This window comes from Scandinavium lactucae (assembly GCF_033843265.1).
In the GTDB taxonomy this organism is placed as follows: Bacteria; Pseudomonadota; Gammaproteobacteria; order Enterobacterales; family Enterobacteriaceae; genus Scandinavium; species Scandinavium lactucae.
In genome coordinates this window covers 72,743-94,068 of the sequence record NZ_JAWXRD010000028.1, presented here as the reverse complement: position 1 = coordinate 94,068, position 21,326 = coordinate 72,743, and the positions used below count along the sequence as shown (strand labels likewise).

22 protein-coding genes are annotated in these 21,326 nt (G+C 54.5%); 7 read left to right on the top strand and 15 right to left on the bottom strand.

The window, feature by feature from the left end:
- Positions 1-39 precede the first annotated feature (39 nt).
- Positions 40-681 carry an orotate phosphoribosyltransferase gene (pyrE, locus tag SIK69_RS09920; RefSeq protein ID WP_319627229.1) on the top strand — a complete coding sequence of 214 codons (642 nt, stop codon included), beginning with the start codon at positions 40-42 and terminating at the stop codon, positions 679-681.
- Positions 682-711: 30 nt separating this feature from the next.
- On the opposite strand, the gene slmA is transcribed toward pyrE, so the two are convergent.
- The 3 genes from slmA to coaBC form a co-directional block, all read right to left on the bottom strand.
- On the bottom strand, positions 712-1,308 hold the full coding sequence (gene slmA, locus SIK69_RS09915; RefSeq protein WP_319786014.1) for a nucleoid occlusion factor SlmA: 597 nt from the start codon (positions 1,306-1,308) through the stop codon (positions 712-714).
- A gap of 120 nt (positions 1,309-1,428) precedes the next feature.
- Positions 1,429-1,887, bottom strand: a complete 459-nt coding sequence (gene dut / locus SIK69_RS09910) for a dUTP diphosphatase (RefSeq protein ID WP_312627956.1) — start codon at positions 1,885-1,887, stop codon at positions 1,429-1,431.
- Positions 1,865-3,076 carry a bifunctional phosphopantothenoylcysteine decarboxylase/phosphopantothenate--cysteine ligase CoaBC gene (gene coaBC / locus SIK69_RS09905; RefSeq protein WP_319786053.1) on the bottom strand — a complete coding sequence of 404 codons (1,212 nt, stop codon included), beginning with the start codon at positions 3,074-3,076 and terminating at the stop codon, positions 1,865-1,867. Before coaBC ends, dut begins: the two co-directional genes overlap by 23 nt.
- A gap of 173 nt (positions 3,077-3,249) precedes the next feature.
- Between coaBC and radC the strand changes: the two genes are divergently transcribed.
- From radC to mutM, 4 genes are all read left to right on the top strand, one after another.
- Entirely contained in the window at positions 3,250-3,918 is a 669-nt protein-coding gene (gene radC, locus SIK69_RS09900) for a RadC family protein (protein WP_319627343.1), read from the top strand.
- Between the two features lie 204 nt (positions 3,919-4,122).
- Positions 4,123-4,359, top strand: coding sequence for a 50S ribosomal protein L28 (gene rpmB, locus SIK69_RS09895; protein ID WP_002436699.1), 237 nt, complete (start codon positions 4,123-4,125; stop codon positions 4,357-4,359).
- A gap of 20 nt (positions 4,360-4,379) precedes the next feature.
- Positions 4,380-4,547: a 50S ribosomal protein L33 gene (gene rpmG / locus SIK69_RS09890; RefSeq protein WP_003024094.1), complete on the top strand. Its 168-nt coding sequence runs from the start codon at positions 4,380-4,382 to the stop codon at positions 4,545-4,547.
- Between the two features lie 97 nt (positions 4,548-4,644).
- Complete coding sequence (gene mutM, locus SIK69_RS09885) at positions 4,645-5,454, top strand: bifunctional DNA-formamidopyrimidine glycosylase/DNA-(apurinic or apyrimidinic site) lyase (protein WP_319786013.1); 810 nt, start codon at positions 4,645-4,647, stop codon at positions 5,452-5,454.
- Here mutM and coaD read toward each other — a convergent pair whose 3' ends face one another.
- From coaD to SIK69_RS09850, 7 genes are all read right to left on the bottom strand, one after another.
- Positions 5,455-5,934, bottom strand: a complete 480-nt coding sequence (coaD, locus tag SIK69_RS09880) for a pantetheine-phosphate adenylyltransferase (RefSeq protein WP_319786012.1) — start codon at positions 5,932-5,934, stop codon at positions 5,455-5,457.
- Positions 5,935-5,937: 3 nt separating this feature from the next.
- Positions 5,938-6,708: a glycosyltransferase family 2 protein gene (locus tag SIK69_RS09875; RefSeq protein WP_319627225.1), complete on the bottom strand. Its 771-nt coding sequence runs from the start codon at positions 6,706-6,708 to the stop codon at positions 5,938-5,940.
- Positions 6,708-7,982, bottom strand: coding sequence for a lipid IV(A) 3-deoxy-D-manno-octulosonic acid transferase (gene waaA, locus SIK69_RS09870; RefSeq protein WP_319627224.1), 1,275 nt, complete (start codon positions 7,980-7,982; stop codon positions 6,708-6,710). The genes SIK69_RS09875 and waaA overlap by 1 nt, the downstream gene beginning before the upstream one ends.
- A 156-nt stretch (positions 7,983-8,138) precedes the next feature.
- The gene (locus SIK69_RS09865; RefSeq protein WP_319627223.1) at positions 8,139-9,773 is read right to left on the bottom strand and encodes a sulfatase-like hydrolase/transferase; all 1,635 of its coding nucleotides are present in this window, start codon (positions 9,771-9,773) and stop codon (positions 8,139-8,141) included.
- Positions 9,774-9,791: 18 nt separating this feature from the next.
- The gene (locus SIK69_RS09860; protein ID WP_319627222.1) at positions 9,792-10,763 is read right to left on the bottom strand and encodes a glycosyltransferase; all 972 of its coding nucleotides are present in this window, start codon (positions 10,761-10,763) and stop codon (positions 9,792-9,794) included.
- An 8-nt stretch (positions 10,764-10,771) separates the two neighbouring features.
- Entirely contained in the window at positions 10,772-11,755 is a 984-nt protein-coding gene (locus tag SIK69_RS09855; RefSeq protein ID WP_319627221.1) for a glycosyltransferase, read from the bottom strand.
- Between the two features lie 144 nt (positions 11,756-11,899).
- Positions 11,900-13,270 carry an O-antigen ligase family protein gene (locus tag SIK69_RS09850; RefSeq protein WP_319786011.1) on the bottom strand — a complete coding sequence of 457 codons (1,371 nt, stop codon included), beginning with the start codon at positions 13,268-13,270 and terminating at the stop codon, positions 11,900-11,902.
- A 254-nt stretch (positions 13,271-13,524) separates the two neighbouring features.
- Here SIK69_RS09850 and SIK69_RS09845 point away from each other — a divergent pair, with 254 nt between their 5' ends.
- Positions 13,525-14,628, top strand: coding sequence for a glycosyltransferase family 4 protein (locus SIK69_RS09845; RefSeq protein ID WP_319627219.1), 1,104 nt, complete (start codon positions 13,525-13,527; stop codon positions 14,626-14,628).
- On the opposite strand, the gene SIK69_RS09840 is transcribed toward SIK69_RS09845, so the two are convergent.
- The 5 genes from SIK69_RS09840 to rfaD all read right to left on the bottom strand — a co-directional run bounded on the left by SIK69_RS09840 (position 14,607) and on the right by rfaD (position 19,905).
- On the bottom strand, positions 14,607-15,716 hold the full coding sequence (locus tag SIK69_RS09840) for a glycosyltransferase family 4 protein (protein ID WP_319786010.1): 1,110 nt from the start codon (positions 15,714-15,716) through the stop codon (positions 14,607-14,609). The genes SIK69_RS09845 and SIK69_RS09840 overlap by 22 nt on opposite strands.
- A complete protein-coding gene (gene rfaQ / locus SIK69_RS09835; RefSeq protein WP_319627217.1) occupies positions 15,713-16,816 on the bottom strand; it encodes a putative lipopolysaccharide heptosyltransferase III in 1,104 nt (367 codons plus the stop codon). The genes SIK69_RS09840 and rfaQ overlap by 4 nt, the downstream gene beginning before the upstream one ends.
- Complete coding sequence (rfaC, locus tag SIK69_RS09830) at positions 16,809-17,795, bottom strand: lipopolysaccharide heptosyltransferase RfaC (protein ID WP_319786009.1); 987 nt, start codon at positions 17,793-17,795, stop codon at positions 16,809-16,811. The genes rfaQ and rfaC overlap by 8 nt, the downstream gene beginning before the upstream one ends.
- A gap of 3 nt (positions 17,796-17,798) precedes the next feature.
- Positions 17,799-18,845 carry an ADP-heptose--LPS heptosyltransferase RfaF gene (gene rfaF / locus SIK69_RS09825; protein WP_319786008.1) on the bottom strand — a complete coding sequence of 349 codons (1,047 nt, stop codon included), beginning with the start codon at positions 18,843-18,845 and terminating at the stop codon, positions 17,799-17,801.
- A 106-nt stretch (positions 18,846-18,951) separates the two neighbouring features.
- Complete coding sequence (gene rfaD, locus SIK69_RS09820) at positions 18,952-19,905, bottom strand: ADP-glyceromanno-heptose 6-epimerase (protein WP_319627214.1); 954 nt, start codon at positions 19,903-19,905, stop codon at positions 18,952-18,954.
- Between the two features lie 215 nt (positions 19,906-20,120).
- On the opposite strand from rfaD, the gene kbl reads away from it, so the two are divergent.
- Positions 20,121-21,317, top strand: coding sequence for a glycine C-acetyltransferase (gene kbl / locus SIK69_RS09815; RefSeq protein ID WP_319786007.1), 1,197 nt, complete (start codon positions 20,121-20,123; stop codon positions 21,315-21,317).
- The last annotated feature ends 9 nt before the right edge of the window (positions 21,318-21,326 follow it).

Here is a 21,326-nt window from a genome sequence, read left to right as displayed (position 1 = left end):
TTTTTTTGTCCGTAAAAAAGTAAGATGAGGAGCAAATCCATGAAACCGTATCAGCGCCATTTTATTGAATTTGCGCTTAACAAGCAGGTACTGAAGTTCGGCGAATTTACGCTGAAATCTGGGCGTAAGAGCCCGTATTTCTTTAATGCCGGGCTGTTTAATACCGGGCGCGATTTGGCACTGTTAGGCCGTTTCTACGCAGAAGCGTTGGTGGATTCCGGCATTGATTTCGATTTGCTGTTTGGCCCGGCGTACAAAGGTATTCCGATTGCGACCACTACCGCGGTGGCGTTAGCGGAACATCATGAGCGCGACGTGCCTTACTGCTTCAACCGTAAAGAAGCCAAAGATCACGGTGAAGGCGGGAGTCTGGTAGGAAGCCCGCTGGAAGGGCGCATCATGCTGGTCGATGACGTGATCACCGCCGGGACGGCGATTCGCGAATCAATGGAGATTATTCAGGCCAACGGTGCCACCCTGGCCGGGGTGTTGATCTCTCTGGACCGTCAGGAGCGAGGCCGCGGTGAGATTTCGGCTATTCAGGAAGTGGAGCGCGACTACGGTTGCCAGGTGATTTCGATCATTACCCTGAAAGACCTGATTGCGTATCTGGAAGAGAAGCCGGAGATGGCTGACCATCTGGCTGCGGTCCGAGCTTACCGCGAAGAGTTTGGTGTCTAAAAACGAAACCGGGCTGTACGCCCGGTTTTCTTACTGCAACTGTGCCGCAACCAACGGCCAGCGAGCATCAAAATCTTCCGTCGGGCAGTATTTGAATTCACTGCGCACAAAGCGAGACAGCATTCCTTCGCAAAACGCTAACAGCTGACCGGCGAGCAGCGATTCATCCATCGTGTAACCTTCCCCTTCGCGCATTTTCTTTTCACGCAGTACCTGACGTAGCTGGGCTTCGATACGTTCGAACAGCTGATTGATGCGGCCCTGGAGCCTGTCCTGCTCAAACATCAGCGCATGGCCAGTCAAAATGCGGGTCAGGCCTGGGTTACGTTCCCCGAAGCCGAGGATCAACAGCACAATCAATCGCAGACGGGCGCTGGTATCTTTCTCATCTTTTAAAATCAAATTGATACGCGTAATCAAACTGTCTTCGATAAACTCGATCAGGCTATCGAACATCCGGGTTTTGCTTGGGAAATGACGATACAACGCCGCTTCGGAAACGCCGACCGATGCCGCCAGTTTTGCGGTGGTAATACGTTGGCTACCGTCGCTGGATTCAAGCATAAGTGCCAGAGATTGAAGTATTTCTTCGCGACGATTCCGTTTCGCGGTTTGTTTTTCTGCCATGTTTTCAAATACCCCTGAAAATAAACACTCGTCTGGCGGACATCCACACAACGACCGCAAACGGTCGCTTGCGGTGATGTTATTGCATTATTTCGCTGCAGGATGCTGCTTCAGAACAGCTTATTTGCGTCCTGAATGGCCGAAGCCGCCTTCGCCACGATCGGTGGCGTCAAACTCTTCCACCAGGTTGAATTCTGCCTGAACGACAGGAACAAACACCATCTGAGCAATACGCTCGCCCGGCTCGATGGTAAAGCTTTGCTGACCACGGTTCCATACGGAAACCATCAGCTGGCCCTGGTAATCGGAGTCGATAAGGCCAACCAGGTTGCCGAGCACGACACCATGCTTATGGCCGAGGCCGGAGCGTGGCAGAATCACCGCCGCCAGAGACGAATCGGCGATATGAATAGCCAGACCAGTTGGCAGCAGGGTGGTTGCGCCAGGAGCCAGTTCCACGGCGTCATCAAGACAGGCTCGCAGGTCAAGTCCGGCAGAGCCGGAAGTGGCGTAAGTTGGCAGTGGGAATTGCTCGCCTACGCGCGGGTCCAGAATCTTAACGTCGATTTTTTTCATCATAACGGGTAACGATCTCGTCCAGTAGTAATTGGCCCAGGAGTTCCTTTCGCGCAAGCGGTAAGACTTTATCTCCATCCTGCCAGAATAGGTGCAAGGCGTTGTTATCGCTGTTAAAGCCCTGATTTTCCTGCGACACATCGTTCGCACAGATCAGATCAAGGTTCTTGCGGGCGCGTTTTTGCTGCGCGTATTCTTCCACATTATTTGTTTCTGCGGCAAACCCTACGACGTAAGGACGAGAAGTTTTCAGCGCGGCAACACCGGCAACGATATCTGGGTTTTTCACCATTTTTATCGTTAATTCATCACCTTGCTTTTTAATTTTCTCATCCGCAATCGCCGCTGCACGGTAATCTGCGACGGCGGCACAGCCAATAAAAATGTGCTGTGCCTGAGCCTTGTCCTGAACCGCCGCTTCCATCTCAAGTGCGGTGGTGACATCGATACGCTGCACGAGCGGTGGCGTCGCCAGTGAAACAGGGCCGCTGACCAGAGTGACATTCGCGCCACGACGTGCCGCTGCGGCGGCAATCGCAAATCCCATTTTACCGGAGCTGTGGTTAGTGATGTAACGTACCGGGTCGAGAGGTTCTCGCGTCGGGCCTGCGGTAATCATGATATTGAGATGTTGCAGATCGTTGACAGGCGAAAAATGCGTTGCGGCCATTTCGACAATCACTAACGGATCGAGCATACGGCCAGGGCCAACATCGCCACACGCCTGGCTCCCACTATCCGGGCCCCAGAGCAAAATGTCGCGTGATTCGAGTGTATTCAGATTTTGCTGGGTTGCCGCGGCCCGAAACATCTGCTGGTTCATCGCCGGAACGACCGCCACCGGAGACGGTGTGGCCAGGCAAATAGTTGAAACCAGGTCGTTTGCCATGCCGGCGGCAACGCGGGCGATGAGATCGGCGGTGGCCGGAGCCAGGATAACTAAATCGGCCCATTTCCCGAGTTCGATATGACCCATCGCCGCTTCGGCTGCCGGGTCCAGCAGACTATCGGAAACCGGATAACCGGAGACCGCCTGCAGGCTCAACGGGGTAATGAAGGCTTTTGCTGCTTCGGTCATGGCGACACGAACGTCGGCACCCCGTTCGCGCAAACGACGCACCAGTTCCGGCGTTTTATACGCAGCGATACCGCCGCTGACGCCGAGAACGATTTTTTTACCGGCCAGGCTCATCATGATTCTTTCCTGTGAAGGAGGTAGGAATCTGGCCATTTTATCACAATCCCGATGCTGTCGTGCTGCAAAGGAAAATCCACTTTGCGAGGCATTACGCAAGAGTGAAATTGCGTAGTCGTGTGGGTTGATGCAGGCGTGGCAAGATGGCGCACGTCAAAAGGAGGGCGTTTATGGAAGACGTTGAGCTGATGTTGCCGCGCGAAAAAATGCAAATCAAAGGAATTGAAGCCCTGAGTGATGTGGAGCTGCTGGCCCTGTTTCTGAGAACAGGAACGCAGCGCCGGGATGTGCTCTCGTTCGCCCGCTATCTGCTGGAACATTTTGGCTCGCTGTACGGATTGTTGCAGGCTTCAGAGTCTGCGCTCATCAAGATGGACGGCATCGGTATTGCCAAGTATGCCCAACTCAAAGGGATTGCCGAACTGGCGCGGCGCTTCTTTAACGTGCGCCTGATGCTGCTGGAAGACCCGCTCAACAGCCCCGATATCACGCGAGAGTTCCTTCAAAGTCAGTTGGCAAATGAAGAGCGGGAGATTTTTATGGTTATCTTCCTCGACAACCAGAACCGGGTCCTGAAGCATTGTCGGCTGTTTAGCGGCACCTTAAGTCACGTTGAAGTACACCCTCGCGAGATAGTACGTGAGGCGATAAAGGTTAATGCCGCCGCGCTGATCCTTGCGCACAATCATCCTTCAGGCAGCGCCCAGCCGAGTAAAGCGGATAGAATTATTACAGAAAGAGTGATAAAGTGTTGCAACTTCATGGAGATAAGCGTCCTCGATCATTTCATTGTCGGTAAAGGTGAGATGGTTTCTTTTGCCGAACACGGTTGGATTTAGCGATCCATCGGGATCTTTGTCTGTTCGGGACTTGAGCACACCGCGGAGTCAGCGTATACTACGCCACCTTTGAGAATCTCGGGTTTGGCATTTGGGCCTGGCTATACGAGTTCACTTAGAACCGTCAGACCGGGCTGTAGCAGCCTGACGAGGCGCCAATACCCTATACGAAGCTCGAGCTAATTTGATTTTTGGAGAATAGACATGTCCCGAGTCTGCCAAGTAACTGGCAAGCGTCCGGTGACCGGTAACAACCGTTCCCACGCACTGAACGCGACTAAGCGCCGTTTCCTGCCGAACCTGCACTCTCACCGTTTCTGGGTTGAGAGCGAGAAGCGCTTTGTCACCCTGCGTGTATCTGCTAAAGGTATGCGTGTAATTGACAAGAAAGGCATCGATACAGTTCTGTCCGAACTGCGTGCCCGTGGCGAAAAGTACTAAGTACTAAGAGGAGTTAAATCATGGCTAAAGGTATTCGTGAGAAAATCAAGCTGGTTTCTTCTGCTGGTACTGGTCACTTCTATACCACCACGAAGAACAAGCGTACTAAGCCGGAAAAACTGGAACTGAAAAAGTTCGATCCAGTTGTCCGTCAGCACGTGCTGTACAAAGAAGCTAAAATCAAATAATTTTAGTTTTCTTATCGAAAAACCCCGCCTCGGCGGGGTTTTTTGTTTTCTGCTCGTCCCCATAATAAAAGCATTCCGCATTGTCTTTGGAGACGTCATGCCTGAATTACCTGAGGTCGAAACCAGCCGCCGCGGTATTGAACCGCATCTGGTTGGCCAGACCATCCTGCACGCGATCGTACGCAATGGCCGCCTGCGCTGGCCTGTTTCTGCTGAAATTCACAGCCTCAGCGATAAGCCGGTGCTCAGCGTTCAGCGGCGTGCTAAATATCTGCTGTTGGAACTGCCTGACGGCTGGATTATCGTGCATCTGGGCATGTCCGGGAGCCTGCGTATCCTGCCGGAAGAACGGCCCGCTGAGAAACACGACCATGTCGATTTGGTGATGAGCAACGGGAAAGTGCTGCGCTATACCGACCCGCGTCGATTTGGGGCCTGGCTGTGGACCAAAGAGCTTGAGGGCCACAGCGTGCTGGCGCATCTTGGGCCGGAGCCGCTCAGTGACGCGTTTAACGCAGAATACTTCCGCGAGAAGTGTGCGAAAAAGAAAACGCCGATCAAGCCGTGGCTGATGGATAACAAACTGGTAGTGGGTGTCGGGAATATCTATGCCAGTGAATCGTTGTTTGCGGCGGGGATCCATCCTGACAGGCTAGCGTCGTCGCTGTCTCAGGCAGAGTGTGAGCTGTTGGTGCGGGTAATTAAGGCAGTTTTACTGCGCTCCATTGAGCAGGGCGGAACGACGCTGAAGGACTTCCTGCAAAGCGACGGCAAGCCGGGCTATTTTGCTCAGGAATTGCAGGTCTACGGTCGAAAAGATGAACCTTGTCGGGTCTGCGGTTCTCCGATTATTGCCACCAAACATGCCCAGCGGGCGACATTTTACTGCCGCCACTGTCAGAAGTGATTACTTAAGTTTGTCCATCAATGCCTGATGGACAGCCGGGGGCAGGAAGTGGGCGACATCGCCGTCGTGGCGCGCCACTTCTTTCACCAGTGATGATGAAATAAACGACCACTCTTTCGATGGCATCAGAAATACGCTTTCCAGATCGGGCATCAGATGGCGGTTCATGTGCGCCAGCTGCATCTCATATTCAAAATCTGCCACTGCGCGTAAGCCACGAATCAGAATATTGGCCTGCTGCGCACGGGCGAAATTAGCCATCAGGTCACTAAAGCCCACCACGTCGACGTTGGGCAAATGCGATGTGGCCTGTTGGGCCAGCGCGACGCGTTCATCCAGGTTAAACATCGGCTTCTTGCTCGGGCTGGCGGCAATCGCCAATAGCACGTTATCAAACATGCGGCTGGCGCGGGTGACGATATCAATGTGCCCGTTGGTTATCGGATCAAAGGTGCCCGGATAGATGGCTTTTGTGCTCATGACTTACGCCTTCTTGCTAAAGCCGCGGTTCAGCGCCCACAGCTCGGTGTACTTGTTAAACGTATACTGCGCGTTCACGACTGCCAGCAGCCAGCCCTGTGCGCCATCGAGAAAGCCTGCACGGAGCACCAGCGTTTTCATGAATGCGCCTAACGTATGGCTGAACACGCCGGTCAGAGACGTTTTCTTACCGTGTTGATGGCGTTCCTGTGCCCAAGCCGTGGCGTAAGCCAGCTGTTTACGCTGGAAGTCGGCGAAATCACGGCAGGTCAGGTGCTTCAGGTCGCCTTTCAGCTCAATCACTTGGGCATCACGGCAGTCGAGAGACTCATGTACCTGATTGTCGTTGTACTGCCAACGGCTACGCTCGTAAAGACGTAACACGCGGTCCGGATACCAGCCGCTGTGGCGCATAAAACGACCCAGGAAATAGTTCCGACGGGCGATGCTATAGACCGCGCCCGGTTGAGGGGCTGACAGCACGTCCCGCAGGGATTGCTGGAGTTCAGGGGTGATGCGCTCGTCGGTATCGATCATTAGCACATAATCGCCGCTCGCGAGCGTCTGTGCGCGCTGGCGCTGAATACCATAGCCTTGCCAGTCGGTATTTACGTGGACCTTTACGCCGAGGCGTTGTGCCAGTTCTACGGTGTTATCGTCGCTGCCGGAGTCCAGCAGCACAATTTCATCGGCCCATTGTACCGACGCCAGACATTCTGGCAGCACATCAGCGGCGTTTTTGGCAATCATCACCACCGACAGGCGTGGGGACATTAGTGACTCCGCTGAGGCAAATAGGGTTGCAGTAACTGTAGCAGACGGGCGAGTGCGCCCTGGTTCTGATGCAGCACCTCGACGGCGTGACGTCCATACCACAGACGGTAATCTTCGTCCGTGAGCAGGGTAGAGACTTCTTTCACCAGCGTGTCGGTATCGGTGACGGTGATCAGACCGTCATCCTGCTGCAGCTTGGCGCAGATGTCTTTGAAGTTGAAGGTGTGAGGGCCCATCAGCACGGGAATCGCGTGTGCAGCGGGCTCCAGCGGGTTGTGACCCCCGCGCTCAACGAGGCTACCGCCAACGAAGGCGAGGTCAGCAATTCCGTACAGCAGCATCAGCTCGCCCATGGTGTCGCCGATGACAACCTGGGTCGCCGTGGTCGGGATTTCGCCAGTGCTGCGCAGTGTGAACGTCATCCCCTCTTTCTGCACCAGTTCCCGTGCATCAGCAAAACGTTCAGGATGGCGCGGCACCAGGATCAGCAGCAGGTTAGGGAACGTCTCCAACAGCTTTTTATGCGCCTCAAGAATAATTTTCTCTTCGCCGTCGTGGGTACTGGTGGCTATCCACACCTGACGATGCGGGGCCCACTGGCGACGCAGGGTGATGGCACGCGCCGCCAGTTCTGGCGTCACGGAGATATCGAATTTCAGGCTGCCGGTAATCGCGAGCTGGTTGCGCTTCAGGCCCAGAGAGAGGAAACGGTTCCCGTCTTCCTCATTTTGTGCGGCAATCAGCGTAATGCGACTTAACAGGCGGCGCATAAACTTGCCGAGCTTGCCGTAGCCTTTCGCCGATCGCTCGGACAGGCGGGCGTTGGCAATCACCAGCGGGATTTTGCGTTTATGCAGGGCGGCGACCATATTCGGCCACAGCTCGGTTTCCATCACGATAACCAATTTGGGTCGTGTGGTATTGAAGAAGCGGTTCATTGCCCCGGGCAAATCGTACGGAAGATAGACGTGCTGCACATCTTTGCCGAAGGCGGACAAGGCACGTTCTGAGCCGGTTGGCGTCATGGTGGTGACGGTTATTGGCAATGACGGATAACGGTGGCGCAGCGCGCGCACCAGAGGAATAGCGGCCAGCGTTTCGCCCACAGAGACGGAATGCAGCAGTATGCCATCAGGCAGTACCTTGTTTTTGCAGAAGCCATAGCGTTCAGCCCAGCGTTTACGGTACGCGGGTGCCTTGCGGCTGCGTAACAGCAATCGTAGCCAGACCAGCGGCTGAATCAGGTAGAGCAAGGTGGTATACAGAAATTCCAAGCGATTTATCCGTTTTTGTATTTCGGCGGGCAAATTCTAAGCATTTAGGCCGTCTAAAGCTATCTCTTTGGCGCTTTTGCTCGTTCATTTGCCTGCGATACGTTCATTCGAAAATGAAAAAACGGGCAATCGCTTGCCCGTTTGTCGTGTACTGGATTAGCGTTCTGCTTCGGGGAGCGCGTTGAGATGATAGGTCACGCGTTCCGACAGGCCACGGATATCACCGCCGGTAATGAAGTAGCTGTCATCTTTCTGGTTCGGGTTGCTCACCGAGTAGCCCAACATTTTGTTTATCAGCGTAGCGACCTGGTAGTGGTTCAACGGCACCTGTGGATCGATGGCGCTCATTGAATAAGTCGGGTCGTTACTGAAGTAGATAAACGGGACCTGGGCAATCGGCATTTCGACAATGGAGTGACCGAACAGACCCCCGTCGCCCACGCGCTCACCGTGATCGGAGGTGATAAACACCAACACCGGCAGTTTTGACTTGGCCATAGCGGTGCGAATAGCCGATGCCAGCTCTTTGTCATACAGACGAACCGCATCATCGTATTCATTTTTCTTCTGCGCGACATCATCGCTCAGACGTGGCGTTGAGAATTTCGCGAATCCCTGCGGAATATTCCGTTCGTAAGGGATATGCGGGGCACGGCTATTCAACACCATCAGGAACGGTTTGTTCCAGTCGAGCGTGGCTTTATCAACGGAAGGTGTCAGCACTACGTCCGCACCGACTTCTGGGGCCGGGCGGATTTGCGTGTCTTCCCACAGGTCGATGTTGTGGATACCAATCCAGTTACTCAGACCTTCCAGCCCTTGTGCAGAGATGAATGCGGTCTGATAGCCTTGTTTTTTGGCGTTAGCGAAGATGTTGGTCGCTTTCGACTTATACGCCCCGTAGTTGTCCGGCTCGCGCAAATTGTTCACCAGCATCGGGATTGCCACGCGCGTTGATACCGCGTTAGAGACAATCAGGCGACCTGTTCCGTGATACTGCTGCATCAGCGCTTTAAGTTCAGGTGTTGTGTCACGTTCGTAACCCAGGGCGCTAACGTGATGCGGGTTCAGACTCTCACCAATCGCCAGTATGATCGAGTATTTCCCTGCATGTGTGCCTTCAACAGGCGTGACGTTGTACGGTTCGTAATGAGTCAGACTTTGGTTTTCACCGGACATCGCTTCTGGAATGAGGCGTATAGCGCTAAAGCTCATGGCTGACAAGCCATTACGCAGCAGCGAGTGGCGCAGGTCAGGGTTAAATTTATACATCTGACCATTAACGGCTTTGTAGAACTGGCCGACAAACATCACGACGATCGCCAGCAGGCACGGGATCGCGAGCCATTTATTCCATTGCGGTGCCAGGCGGCGGGTAAAGACCAGCGCAAATACCACGGCCACAACCATAATGGCAAAATAGACACCCAGAGAGCCCAGGCTGTCGGTGATGCCGCTGGCAATATCTTTGGTTTCGACAAACGCCAGCCATACTTCGCTCGGGCCGTAGAACTGGCCGTAGAACTGATAATAGATAGCTTCGGATATCTGCACGATGAACGTGACCGCCAGCAGACAACGTGTCAGCAGAAAGCGTGCACTGACGGCCGCTAGCAGCGAAATAATCAGATACAGTGAAATATCGCCTGCTTTAGGCTGATAAACGTGGTCCTTCAGCAAAATGATCGCTTCAGACAGCGAAAAGAGCACCAGGAAGGCCAGCGTTAACCCCACCGTGCGTATGATATTACGACGGAGGGTGAGTGATGATTGTGCAGATGTTTTAAACATGAATGGACTCAATCTGACTCAGAATTTTTTAGTTAGCGGACGAATCGCTTTACCAAAACCAAAGCGTAATGCGCGAACCAGTGTAGGGCGGTTATGCAATCCTTTACGCCAGATATCTTCAAAGAGGCTTAACCACCGCGCCGCAACGGCTTCTCGGGAATAGACCTGCAGACGTTTGTCGCCCTGTTCTCGCATTTGGCGGTACAGCTCAGGGGAGTTTTTCAGTTTCATGATCGCCTCAAACGCCTCATCCGGGGTTTTTGCAATCAGGTAATCCAGTTCGCTTTCGCGAATCGCCCGGTACGATGGTTCATCATCACAAACCATCACCGTTTTGCCCAGCCAGTTATTGATAAGCTTGCTGGCAGGCTTACGGGCCAGTTTGTGGTCGTGGGATTTGCGAAAACTGATGCAGACATCCACGTCCTGGTAGTGGGTCCAGTTATCAAACGAGATACGCAGTTCGATGCCTTGCTCGGCGAGACGCTGTTTAAAAGTACCTTCGCGATACGCTTCCGGGAAACTGTCTACGCGGCCAAAGAAGGCGACCGTTTTGATGGTCTCATCGGTACGCTGGCGAGGTTTTACCCCCGGCTGTGGCCAGTAAGGAACGAAAATACGATTGCTGTGGCCATCGACTTCCGGGTTTTGATCTACGACTACATCCGCCCCGATAACTGGTGGGCGATCGGCTCGTGCGACGACGGTAACGCCGCGCCAGGGTTTTACGCGCGATCCGAAGTCGTCGTTGTGCATCAGATTAATGGCGTCAGAACGGCACTCTGAACCGAACGAACATTCAATCTCATCACCATAGTAGTGTTTCAATGCCAACGTCGTCTGGAATGTCCATCCGCCGCGTCCGCCGCAATAAAAGCGTTCCGGGATAGCGTCCGGGTTTACACGGTTATCGAGCAGGGTCTGAAAATCTGCATAGTTTTTAGCGATAAAATCAGCGCGGGAAACCGCGTGGAGTTTAAGTTTGCTCATAATGTCCGTTAGCCGAGAATTTTTTTAAGTCGGAAGTAGCGACGTCCCAGACGCCACCGCTGGCGAAAACCACGAGCATTCTGCCAGATCATTGACCAGATGCCTCTGTCGAAAAGCTCGCGCGTTATCTCGCGCTTTTTCGCCATGTCTTCAATGTTGTTGATGCTGTGCAGGATCCCAAGGCCTTCTTTCGCAATCTGCCACTGGCAGGCCGGTACGCGCTTGACCTGTTCTGGATGGCGCTTATTGATGGCATCCAGCATCTCAAGAATCTTCATATAATGGCGAGATGAGCGCATCCGCGTATCGTCAGTGCCTGGCGTATGGGAAACCGAGGCGGAGTGAATCAGATAATCGTAAAATACCTCATCCACATACTGTACGCGTTTCGCGGTCAAGAGCACTTCGGTTGTCCAGGGAATATCCTGATGGCGCAGGCCATGCTCGAAGGTAAATCCCTGCTCTTTGATAAAGGCATGTCGATAGATATTCAGCCAGGTGACATGCAGGAACTTGCGGGATTCCAGCGCCTTTTGTAGCCAGGTCGGGCCATCCAGCACATCTGTTGAAGAGAGCTTATCGGAGGGGAAGATCTTTTTCGATGGACGGCCATCGTCATAAATGTAGGTCCCGTTACAGGTCGCGACATCCAAGTGACCGGCAAAGGCAATTTCCAGCAGGCGGGGGTACATTCCGGGATAGATAACATCATCGATATCCGGAAAGGCAACATATTCCCCTTTTGCCACGGCAAGCCCGGTGTTGCGTGCCGCCGAGACGCCACCGTTAGCCTGATCAATCACCTTAAAATCGCTAAATTCTGCGGCATAGCGGCTGATAATTTCTGCCGAACCATCGCTGGAACCATCATTAACGATAATGAGTTCCAGATTGTCGAGATTCTGTTTTTTGATGCTGTCAAAGAAAGCACTCAGAAATTTCTCGCCATTGTAAACGGCGACAACGAGGCTTAATTGCGGCGTACCAGACATGCTTTCTCCGTTGTATAACGCGGTGACGTGGTTATCAAAGTCTAACTGTATCGTGCGATGGCAATTCGACAGCCGTCAGGCTAAAGAGTTCTGTAGGATTCGACCGCGCCAGGCTTATCGCGACTGGACGCGGTCAATACGCAATCAGGCAGGTTTATCTGTGGCTTGCGGCGTTCGGAGGGCACACATGCCGATCAGCAATCCGGTCAGGAACATGTACTGCTCCAGGTAGTGATCTTTCAGGTTATGGTCGACCATAGTTCGGGAGAAGAAGCCAATGGTGAACAATAACAGGAACATCCCAACCATGGTGTTGCCGTGACGGAACTCTTTCCAGCCAATATACCAGCATCCCGCTAAGAGAATCAGCCATCCGGCGATCCCGGCAATGCCATTCTGAATACCAAATTCAATCAGACCATAATGGCTGTGCGGGATATTAATGCGTTTATCCTGGGTATCCCGGCGCAGTACGTAGCGGAATGCCTCTTTGCGAGGCCCCATCCCGGCAGGATGCTCACCCACCAGTTTCCAGCCCTGGTGGAAGAAGCTGGCGCGACAGCCGTTGGAATGGTTCATTGGCACACCGAGATCGTTTAATGGCCTGGTTCCATTTGTTCTGTTGTAGCAGAAGCTGGAAAAGGGTGCATTCCATCCCGCCACCGCATCACTTTCAAGATTTTGCCAGCGCGGGTCCGTTTTCCAGGATGCATAGCCCAGCGCCACAGAGGCGAGAACAATTGCCAGCAGAATACCGCCGGTCAGCACCACGCGGCTGCGGCGCATGCTGTGGAGACTTAACAAGATAAAAGTCGAGAACAGGCTGCCTACCAGACCGATGGTTCCCCACCGGGTATCCACCAGGCCGGTACACACCAGATTACAGAGCAGCATCAACGACAGTACCGGAGTGCTAAGGCGCAGGAAACGTTGATGCAGCAATCCGCGCGCCAGTAGTTCCGCAAGGATAAAGCCGGTAATCATGTTCACCTGGAAGCTCATCCGCGTGCGGTTGAAAACAATACGCGTCTCGCCCCAATGGATAATGCCATCACGCCAGTAGAGATAAGCGGTATCCAGCAGGTGTATTAGTACGACTCCCCAGAAGAAGAGGATAACGAGTGTAAACAGGCGAGCAGCTGTCAGCGAGGAGAAATGGGTCTGGATAACCGGTAATAACACCAGCCCGGCGCAAAAGAGCAACACCGGACGCAGCCATTGTCCATCCCAGGTTGACACCATCTCTTTGATATCGGGGGCGACAAAAAAGCCGTTAATCAGAATGAAAAAGGTCAATATCCACAGTGCGATGAGCACGAATTTAACTTTGCTTAGATTCAGACTTTGCTTTGCTGTTACGGAGCTAAAAAACAGGCCAAAAGAAACAACAATAATGGGGTAAATCAATCCATTACGATGAAATGGCAGCTGATCATTTGGGATTGGCCAGATAAAACATAAAGCCAATACAGACAGGATGATCGCCCCTGTCAGGATATTTCGAGTATTTGTCATAGTTTTTTGGCTGGTTTCGGACTTCGGCATCTTTACTGGCAAGATTTGGACGCTGTGTGATTTCCACTGGGTTTACGCAGTGCCATTTAAAAAACCGGAGAAAATTACCACAGATACCCCTCCTACAGAAGGGCAATGTTTGTAAGCAGGAATAATCTCTCTCATTTGTAACCCTGGGGTCTTTTATGTATTACATCAGAGCAACGTATATACTACGCGGATTAGTTTGAAATTAGGTTATGAACAGGAAAAGTATGCACATTGTCCACACCGAAGCCGATGGCGGAAAAGGCGGCCAGCCGCTGCGTATCATCAATGAATCTCTGGGCATGATACAACGCGGGCACCAGGTGACCATCCTCTGCCCTGAAACTGCGCCGCTGCATCAGCTGGCGCAATCGGCAGGGCTCAATGTGGTGACCATGCCGCTGCGACGGAAGAATGTCGGCAATTTGCTGCAACTGCGCCGCTGGTTGCGTGACAATCGCGATAGCATCGACGTCATTAACAGCCATAACTCCGCCGATACCTGGCTGGTGGCGCTGGCGAATCTGTTTTTATCCCGTCCGGTTCCGCTGGTGCGCACGCGCCACGCCTCGGGTGTGCCACGTAACAACTGGACCACGCGCTGGCTGTTTCGCAAAGCCTGCAAACATATTGTCTCCACCGGAGAAGCGCTGCGTTTGCAGATGGTTGCATTAGGCGTTCCGCTGGAAAACACCACTTCAGTTCCCAGCGGTGTAGACACATCGCGTTTTCATCCGGGTGATAAAGAGGCCGCGCGCAATCACTGCGATCTGCGTCAGGGCGATTTCTGGCTCGGCGTGGTGTCACATTTACGGCCGAATAAAGGCCACAGCGTATTGATCAACGCGCTGGCACAAATCGATATTCCTGAAATCAAGCTCGCCATTGTCGGCGATGGGCCGCACCGTGAGGCGCTGGAAAGTGAAGTTATCCAGCAAAATCTGTTAACGCGCGTGGTGTTAGCGGGTCATCGGGCCGATCCTGAACGCTGGTTCCCGGCGTTCGATGTGGCGATTAGCCCATCACACGATATGGAAGGCGTGCCGCAGGGCGTGCTGCAATCACTGGCGTCCGCCGTGGCGACCATCGCCACTGATGCCGGTGGCACGGCGGATGCGATTATCGACCGGCAAACAGGGTTATTAATTGGCCAGCGGGATGTTGATGCCTTACGTGAGGCGATCCTCACGCTGTATCACGATGAAGCGTTGCGCCGCCAACTCGCCAGCCAGGGCAATGAATACCTGAATTCGCATTTCACCCGGGAGTGTATGTTGACGGCGATGGAGAAAGTCTTCAGCGACGCCGCTCAGCTCAGCAACTCGCGATAAAGGGTCTGTAGCTGACGGGCCATGTTATCGAGCGTATAGGGTTCTGCGGTGGCGCGTGCGGCTGCCGCATAATCAACCCCACGACGCTGCCCTTCAAGCCACGCCTCGATCGCCTGCTGGTAGCCTGCCACATCCAACGCATCGCGGACCCAGCCATTTTCCCCTTCGGTTATCCACTCTGCGGCCCCGCAGCCGTGGCTGGTCAGCAGCGGTAAACCGCAGGCAAGGGCCTCCACACACACATTGGGGAACGGATCATAGAGCGTGGGCAGAATCAGGGCATTCGCACTGCCATAAACTTCACGTACATCAGTCACCGGGCCGAGGAATTTGACCCGAGCCGCGACGCCCAACTTATGGGCCAATTTCGCAAATTTTGCCGCATGTTTATCGCGCCCGGCGACTAACAGCCAGACGTCCTGATAAGGCTGAATGGCCTTGAGCGCGGTGGCAACGCCTTTACGCGCAAACCCGGAGCCGACGTAGGCCAGCACCGATGCCGTGTCAGGAATGCCAAGCTGCGCGCGAAGCGATAACTGACGCACGTCCGGATGAAAATGTTGCGTATCGACCCCGTTATAAATCACGGTCAGCTTGTCGGCGCTGAGCCCGAAGCGACGGGCGATATCGTCCCGCACCATCCGTGAATTGCAGATAACATTGCGCAGATTAGGATGCGTAAACATCTGCTGCTCTGCGTTCAGAATGTAGCGGTGGTAACGGCTAAACGACTGTGCCCAGCGCGACAGCGGCGACTGAATGCGGTTGTATTGCTCAAGCCATGCGGCGTGAACGCCGTCACCCGCACGGAAAATAGAGGCTCCGGGGATACGTTCATGGCTCTGGACGAGATCAAAATCGTTGAAATGTGCCGCGGCGGCGGCAGCAAAACCTTCTTCCCGCGCCTGGCGATTGCGAAACGGCGGATCGAGGGTCAACGTATTCCAGCCCGCCGCATTTTCCCATTTACGCGCAATCAGCGTGACATCAATCTCGGTATCGCGGGCCAGCACATTCAGGGCGCGGGAGACGAATCGCTCCGCGCCGCCGTTGGGATTGTAGGTTTGTCTGACGATAGCGAGCTTCATGCCGGGTTTTCCAACAGCAGCGTATCGATAGCGCTCAACACCTGCTGAGGCGTGATGGCAGTAATGCAATCGGAAACATGGCTATCGCCACAGCCTGCTTTCCCGCAGGGCTGACAGGTAAATCCGGCGGTGATCACCCGATATTGCACGCCCCACGGCGACCATTTAATCGCCCCAGTTGGGCCAAAGATTGCGACCGTTGGGGTGCCGACGGCGCTCGCCAGATGCATCGGCATCGAATCCACGCCAAAATAGAGCCGGGCGTGCTTCATCAAAGCGCCTAATTCTTTCAGGTTCAGTTGGCCGCTTAAATCGTGATACGGCTGGGTGAGCAGTGCCCGCAGGCCATCCATATACTCACTTTCTTCTTTGGACGGAGCCGCAGAGAGAATAATTGGCAGGCCGCGTGCGGAAAGGGTATCGATAGTGGCGGCGAGTTTATCCAGCGTCCAGGCTTTGAACATCCAGCGGGACGTCGGGTGCACCAGCACGTACGAGTTGGCGGTAACGCCAAAATCTGCCAGTTTCTGCGCAATCGAGGCTTCCGCCTCTTCACCGGGCACAAATAGCGTGTGCTTATCTTCGGCGGTCTGCGGATGAATCCCGATATGACGCAGCGCATCCAGATTCACCTCCACCATATGGCGAGAGTTATCCTGAATCGCAGGGTAAAGGGTGGTAAAGGATTTCACCCAACGACGACGTGCAAGGCCGCTGCGTTTGTCCGGCTTGAAGCCGACGGACACGCGAGGCTTGAGGCGACGGGCCAGTCGCGCGCCGTGCCAGTGCTCGGTCAGATTGATTAACACATCGTAATCACGGGCTTTCAGCGTGTTGAGCAAGGCCCGGTACAGCGTCAGTTGTTTGATGAAACCCTGCTTGCGCCAGTTGCGACCAATAGTATGTACCTGATTTATCGACGGATGGCTGGTCAGCATCGCCTGCGTATCATCATAAACGAGGGCATCAACCTCAACGCCTGGCCAGTTTTTCTTCAGCACGGTAAAGACCGGGGACGTCAGGAGTACATCGCCGTGATGGCGAAGCTTAATGACCAGAACCCGCTTTGGCGGACGATTCGGTGAGAAAAAATCAGGCATGATGACTCTCTGCATCCAGGATGGGCATTAATTGCTCAAAAACGGTGGACGCGCTGAGCTGGCTCAATTGGGTTGAACCCTCAGGGCGGCAAATGGTTTGGTTTTTTCCGTAGCCACCGATAAGACCGGGATCGGTAGGGCCGTATAGCGTGATATTCGGGCGATCTAACGCGGCCGTTAAGTGGCTCAGTCCGGTGTCAACGGACACCACTGCCCGAGCACCCGCCAGCACATGCGCGACCTTTTCAAGGCTCATGCGAGGCAGAACCTCTACGTTAACATTCCCTTGTGCCAGACGGTTTGCGCGCGCTTCTTCATGCGGTGCGCCCCACAGCAATTTTATCTGTAGCCCGCTTTGTGCCAGGAGGGCAATCAGTTCACGCCAGTGCGACTCTGGCCAGTGTTTTTCGTCACGCGTCGTGGCGTGCAAGAAGACCAGATAAGGTGCAGCGGCCGTGTCGCCGGGGGTCAGAAAATGCTGTGCAATCGCATAATCGCCCTGGGTCTGCGGCTTTGGATAACCGAGGCTTTTGGCAAACAATTCCCGGGTGCGTTCGACGGCGTGCTGCTGCTTTTCGATGTGATGACGACGCGTGTAGAACAGGCTGGCCAGCGGTTCGCGGGCGCTTTGCCAGTCCATGCCGTGCTTTGTGCCGTGCACCAGACGCGTCACCAGTGCCGCACTTTTCACCAGCCCCTGGGCATCAATGATGGCGTCATAGTGTTCCGCCTGCACGCGTTGGCGAAACGCGCGACGTTCGGCTTTTACCGGGGCAGAGAACCAGGCTTTGCGCCAGCGGCGAATCGCCACCGGAATGACGCTATCCACCGCCGCATGCCAGCCGGGAATTTGTGCGAAACCTTCTTCCACCACCCAGTCAAAGCGGATCCCTGGGATCGCTTGAGTGGCATCGGTCAGGGCGGGCAAGGTGTGGAGCACATCGCCCATTGAGGAGGTTTTAACGATCAGCACGCGCATTCGTTATACGTCCTCGGCCAGCAACAGCGAGTTCAGCTCTTCGAGCACGCGCGCTGGCGTAATATCGATCAGGCTCTGGTGATAACCGGCGTCGCCATCGCCTTTGCGGACTTTGTGGTAGCCGGTAATCAGTCGAATCACCTTCGCTTTGTTCGACAGCGGCGGAGTGAAGTCCGGGCTGCTTGGGCCGTAAAGCGCAACCAGCGGGCGGTTCAGCGCCGCCGCAACGTGCATCAGCCCCGAGTCGTTGGTGACGACGGCTTTACAGCTCGCGAGCAGAACGACCGCTTGTTCAAGCTGGGTTTCACCCGCCAGATTGCGGCACCAGGCCTGCTGTTCCTGACTGAGCGCGGCGAGGATCTCATTCCCGGCATCGTGGTCTTTAGCGGAGCCGAACAGCACCACCTGATATCCTTCGTCGATCAGCTGTTTAGCCAGTTCGGCGTAATGGTAATGTGGCCAGCGTTTTGCTGGGCCAAATTCGGCCCCGGGGCAAAAACCAATTATCTGGCGTTCCGTCGAGAGGTTGAATGCGGTACAGGTCTGCGATTTTTCGCCTTCGTTCACCTGAAGCTGCGGCCACAGCAGCGGCTGCGGTAAATCTTTCGCCGAGCGCATCACGCCTTTGTCATAGGCCAGTGCCACATAGCGCTCGACCATCAGCGGCCAGGCGGCTTTATCCAGCACCCGAGCATCATTCAGTAAACCGTAGCGCATTTCACCGCGCCAGCCGGTACGTTGCGAAATACCTGCAAAGAACGGCACCAGGGCTGATTTGAATGAGTTCGGCAGGACATACGCGCGGTCGTAGCGTTTTTCACGCAGACTGTGCCCCAACCGACGACGCTCGCCAATTTCCAGCGCGCCGTGCCCCAGCGGCATAGGGATCGCTTCATTCACTTCTGGCATGCGCGATAAAAGCGGACGGCACCACGCGGGTGCCATCACATCAATGATCGCCTGCGGATAGCGCGCCTTGAGCGTGCGAAAGAGGCTTTGCGACATCATCATGTCGCCCACCCATGACGGGCCAACCACCAATATTTTCATTCACTTCATCCTTCAAGCTGTCTCTGCGTGGGCTGCCTGTGTTCACCCCAGTCACGTAGTTATCCTCTGTTCCTGGGGGTCACTCAGTTGCCGCCTTGATACTGCTTCAATGATTTTGTGAATGTGTATCGCTGTCGCGGTTCAGCCAGTGCATATATTCCGTTACGCCTTCGGCCACGGTTTTAAATGGCTTATCGTAGCCTGCCGCACGCAGGTTGGTCAGATCGGCCTGAGTGAATGCCTGGTAGCGGCCTTTCAGTTTTTCCGGGAACGGAATGTATTCGATGCTGCCTTTTTTGTGGTACGCCAGCGTGGCATCGGCGACAGCCTGGAAGGATTCCGCCCGACCGGTTCCAAGGTTGAAGATACCGGAGACGCCATTTTCCCAGAACCACAGATTTACGGCGGCCACATCGCCTACGTACACGAAGTCACGCTTAAAGCTGTCGCTGCCTTCAAACAGTTTCGGACTTTCGCCATTGTTGAGCTGGGTGTTGAGGTGGAAGGCCACGCTCGCCATGCTGCCTTTATGGCCTTCGCGCGGGCCGTAGACGTTGAAGTAACGGAAGCCCACCACCGGGGAATCGACTTCCGGCAGGATCTGACGCACGTATTCATCGAACAGGAACTTGGAGTAGCCGTACACATTCAGCGGCTTTTCGTACTCGCGGGATTCGATAAAGTCGGAGGTACGGCCGCCGTAGGTGGCTGCAGACGAGGCATACAGGAATGGAATTTCACGCTCCAGGCAGTAGTGCAGCAGCTCTTTGGAGTACTGATAGTTATTATCCATCATGTACTTGCCGTCCCACTCAGTGGTAGACGAGCACGCGCCTTCATGGAACACCGCTTCGATCTCGCCCATCTCTTCGCCAGCCATAATTTGGATCAAGAAATCTTCTTTATCCATATAGTCAGCGATGTTGAGGTCCACCAGGTTGACGAATTTGGTGCCATCTTTCAGGTTGTCCACCACCAGAATGTCAGTGATGCCTTTATCATTCAGGGCTTTAACAATGTTGCTGCCGATGAAGCCTGCGCCGCCGGTAACGATGATCATAACGATAACCTTTGAAATGTGGATGACCGGGACTATCCCGGACGCTAATGGTTCTTATCATACCACCACTGTGCGGAGTCTTCACATTCACCGACAACCCGCAGGGGTACACGTGATTTATGCTGCAAAAACGGGTAACGGGTGCTGTGTCATCTCGTATCAGCGTAGAGCTTTGGGTAATATGTGCCAAATTTTGCCGAATCTGGAGAGTTGCAATGCGTGGTGATTTTTACAAACAGTTAACCAGCGACCTGGAAACCGCTCGCGCGGAAGGGTTGTTCAAAGAAGAACGCATCATTACCTCTGCCCAGCAGGCGGATATTACCGTCGGTGATGGCAGCCATGTCATCAACTTCTGCGCCAATAACTATCTGGGGCTGGCGAACCACCCAGAACTGATCGCGGCGGCGAAAGCAGGCATGGACAGCCACGGATTCGGCATGGCCTCCGTCCGTTTTATCTGCGGAACCCAGGACAGCCACAAAGTGCTGGAAAAGAAACTGGCCGATTTCCTCGGTATGGAAGATGCCATCCTGTACTCCTCCTGTTTCGACGCCAACGGCGGCCTGTTCGAGACCCTGCTCGGTGCGGAAGATGCGATTATTTCCGATGCCCTGAACCACGCCTCGATCATTGACGGGGTGCGTCTGTGCAAAGCCAAGCGTTTCCGCTATGCCAACAACGATATGCAAGAACTGGAAGCTCGTTTGAAAGAGGCCCGCGAAGCCGGGGCGCGCCACGTGCTGATCGCCACCGACGGCGTATTCTCGATGGACGGCGTGATTGCCAACCTAAAAGGCGTGTGTGACCTGGCCGACAAGTACGATGCGCTGGTGATGGTGGATGACTCCCATGCGGTCGGTTTTGTCGGTGAAAACGGTCGAGGCTCCCACGAATATTGCGAGGTAATGGGTCGCGTAGACATCATTACCGGCACGCTGGGTAAAGCGCTCGGCGGCGCATCCGGCGGTTACACCGCGGCGCGTAAAGAAGTCGTTGAATGGCTGCGTCAGCGCTCCCGTCCGTACCTGTTCTCCAACTCTCTGGCCCCGGCTATCGTTTCTGCCTCAATCAAAGTGATGGAAATGGTGGCGTCCGGCGCTGAGCTGCGTGACCGTCTGTGGGCCAATGCCCGCCTGTTCCGCGAGAAAATGTCTGCCGCAGGCTTTACTCTGGCAGGGGCCGATCATGCCATCATTCCGGTGATGTTAGGTGAAGCGTCCGTCGCGCAGGATTTTGCCCGCGAGCTGCAAAAAGAAGGGATTTACGTCACCGGTTTCTTCTACCCGGTGGTGCCAAAAGGTCAGGCGCGTATCCGCACCCAGATGTCTGCGGCGCATACCCCTGAGCAAATTGAACGTGCGGTGGACGCGTTTACCCGCATCGGTAAGCAACTGGGCGTGATTGCCTGAGGATGTGAG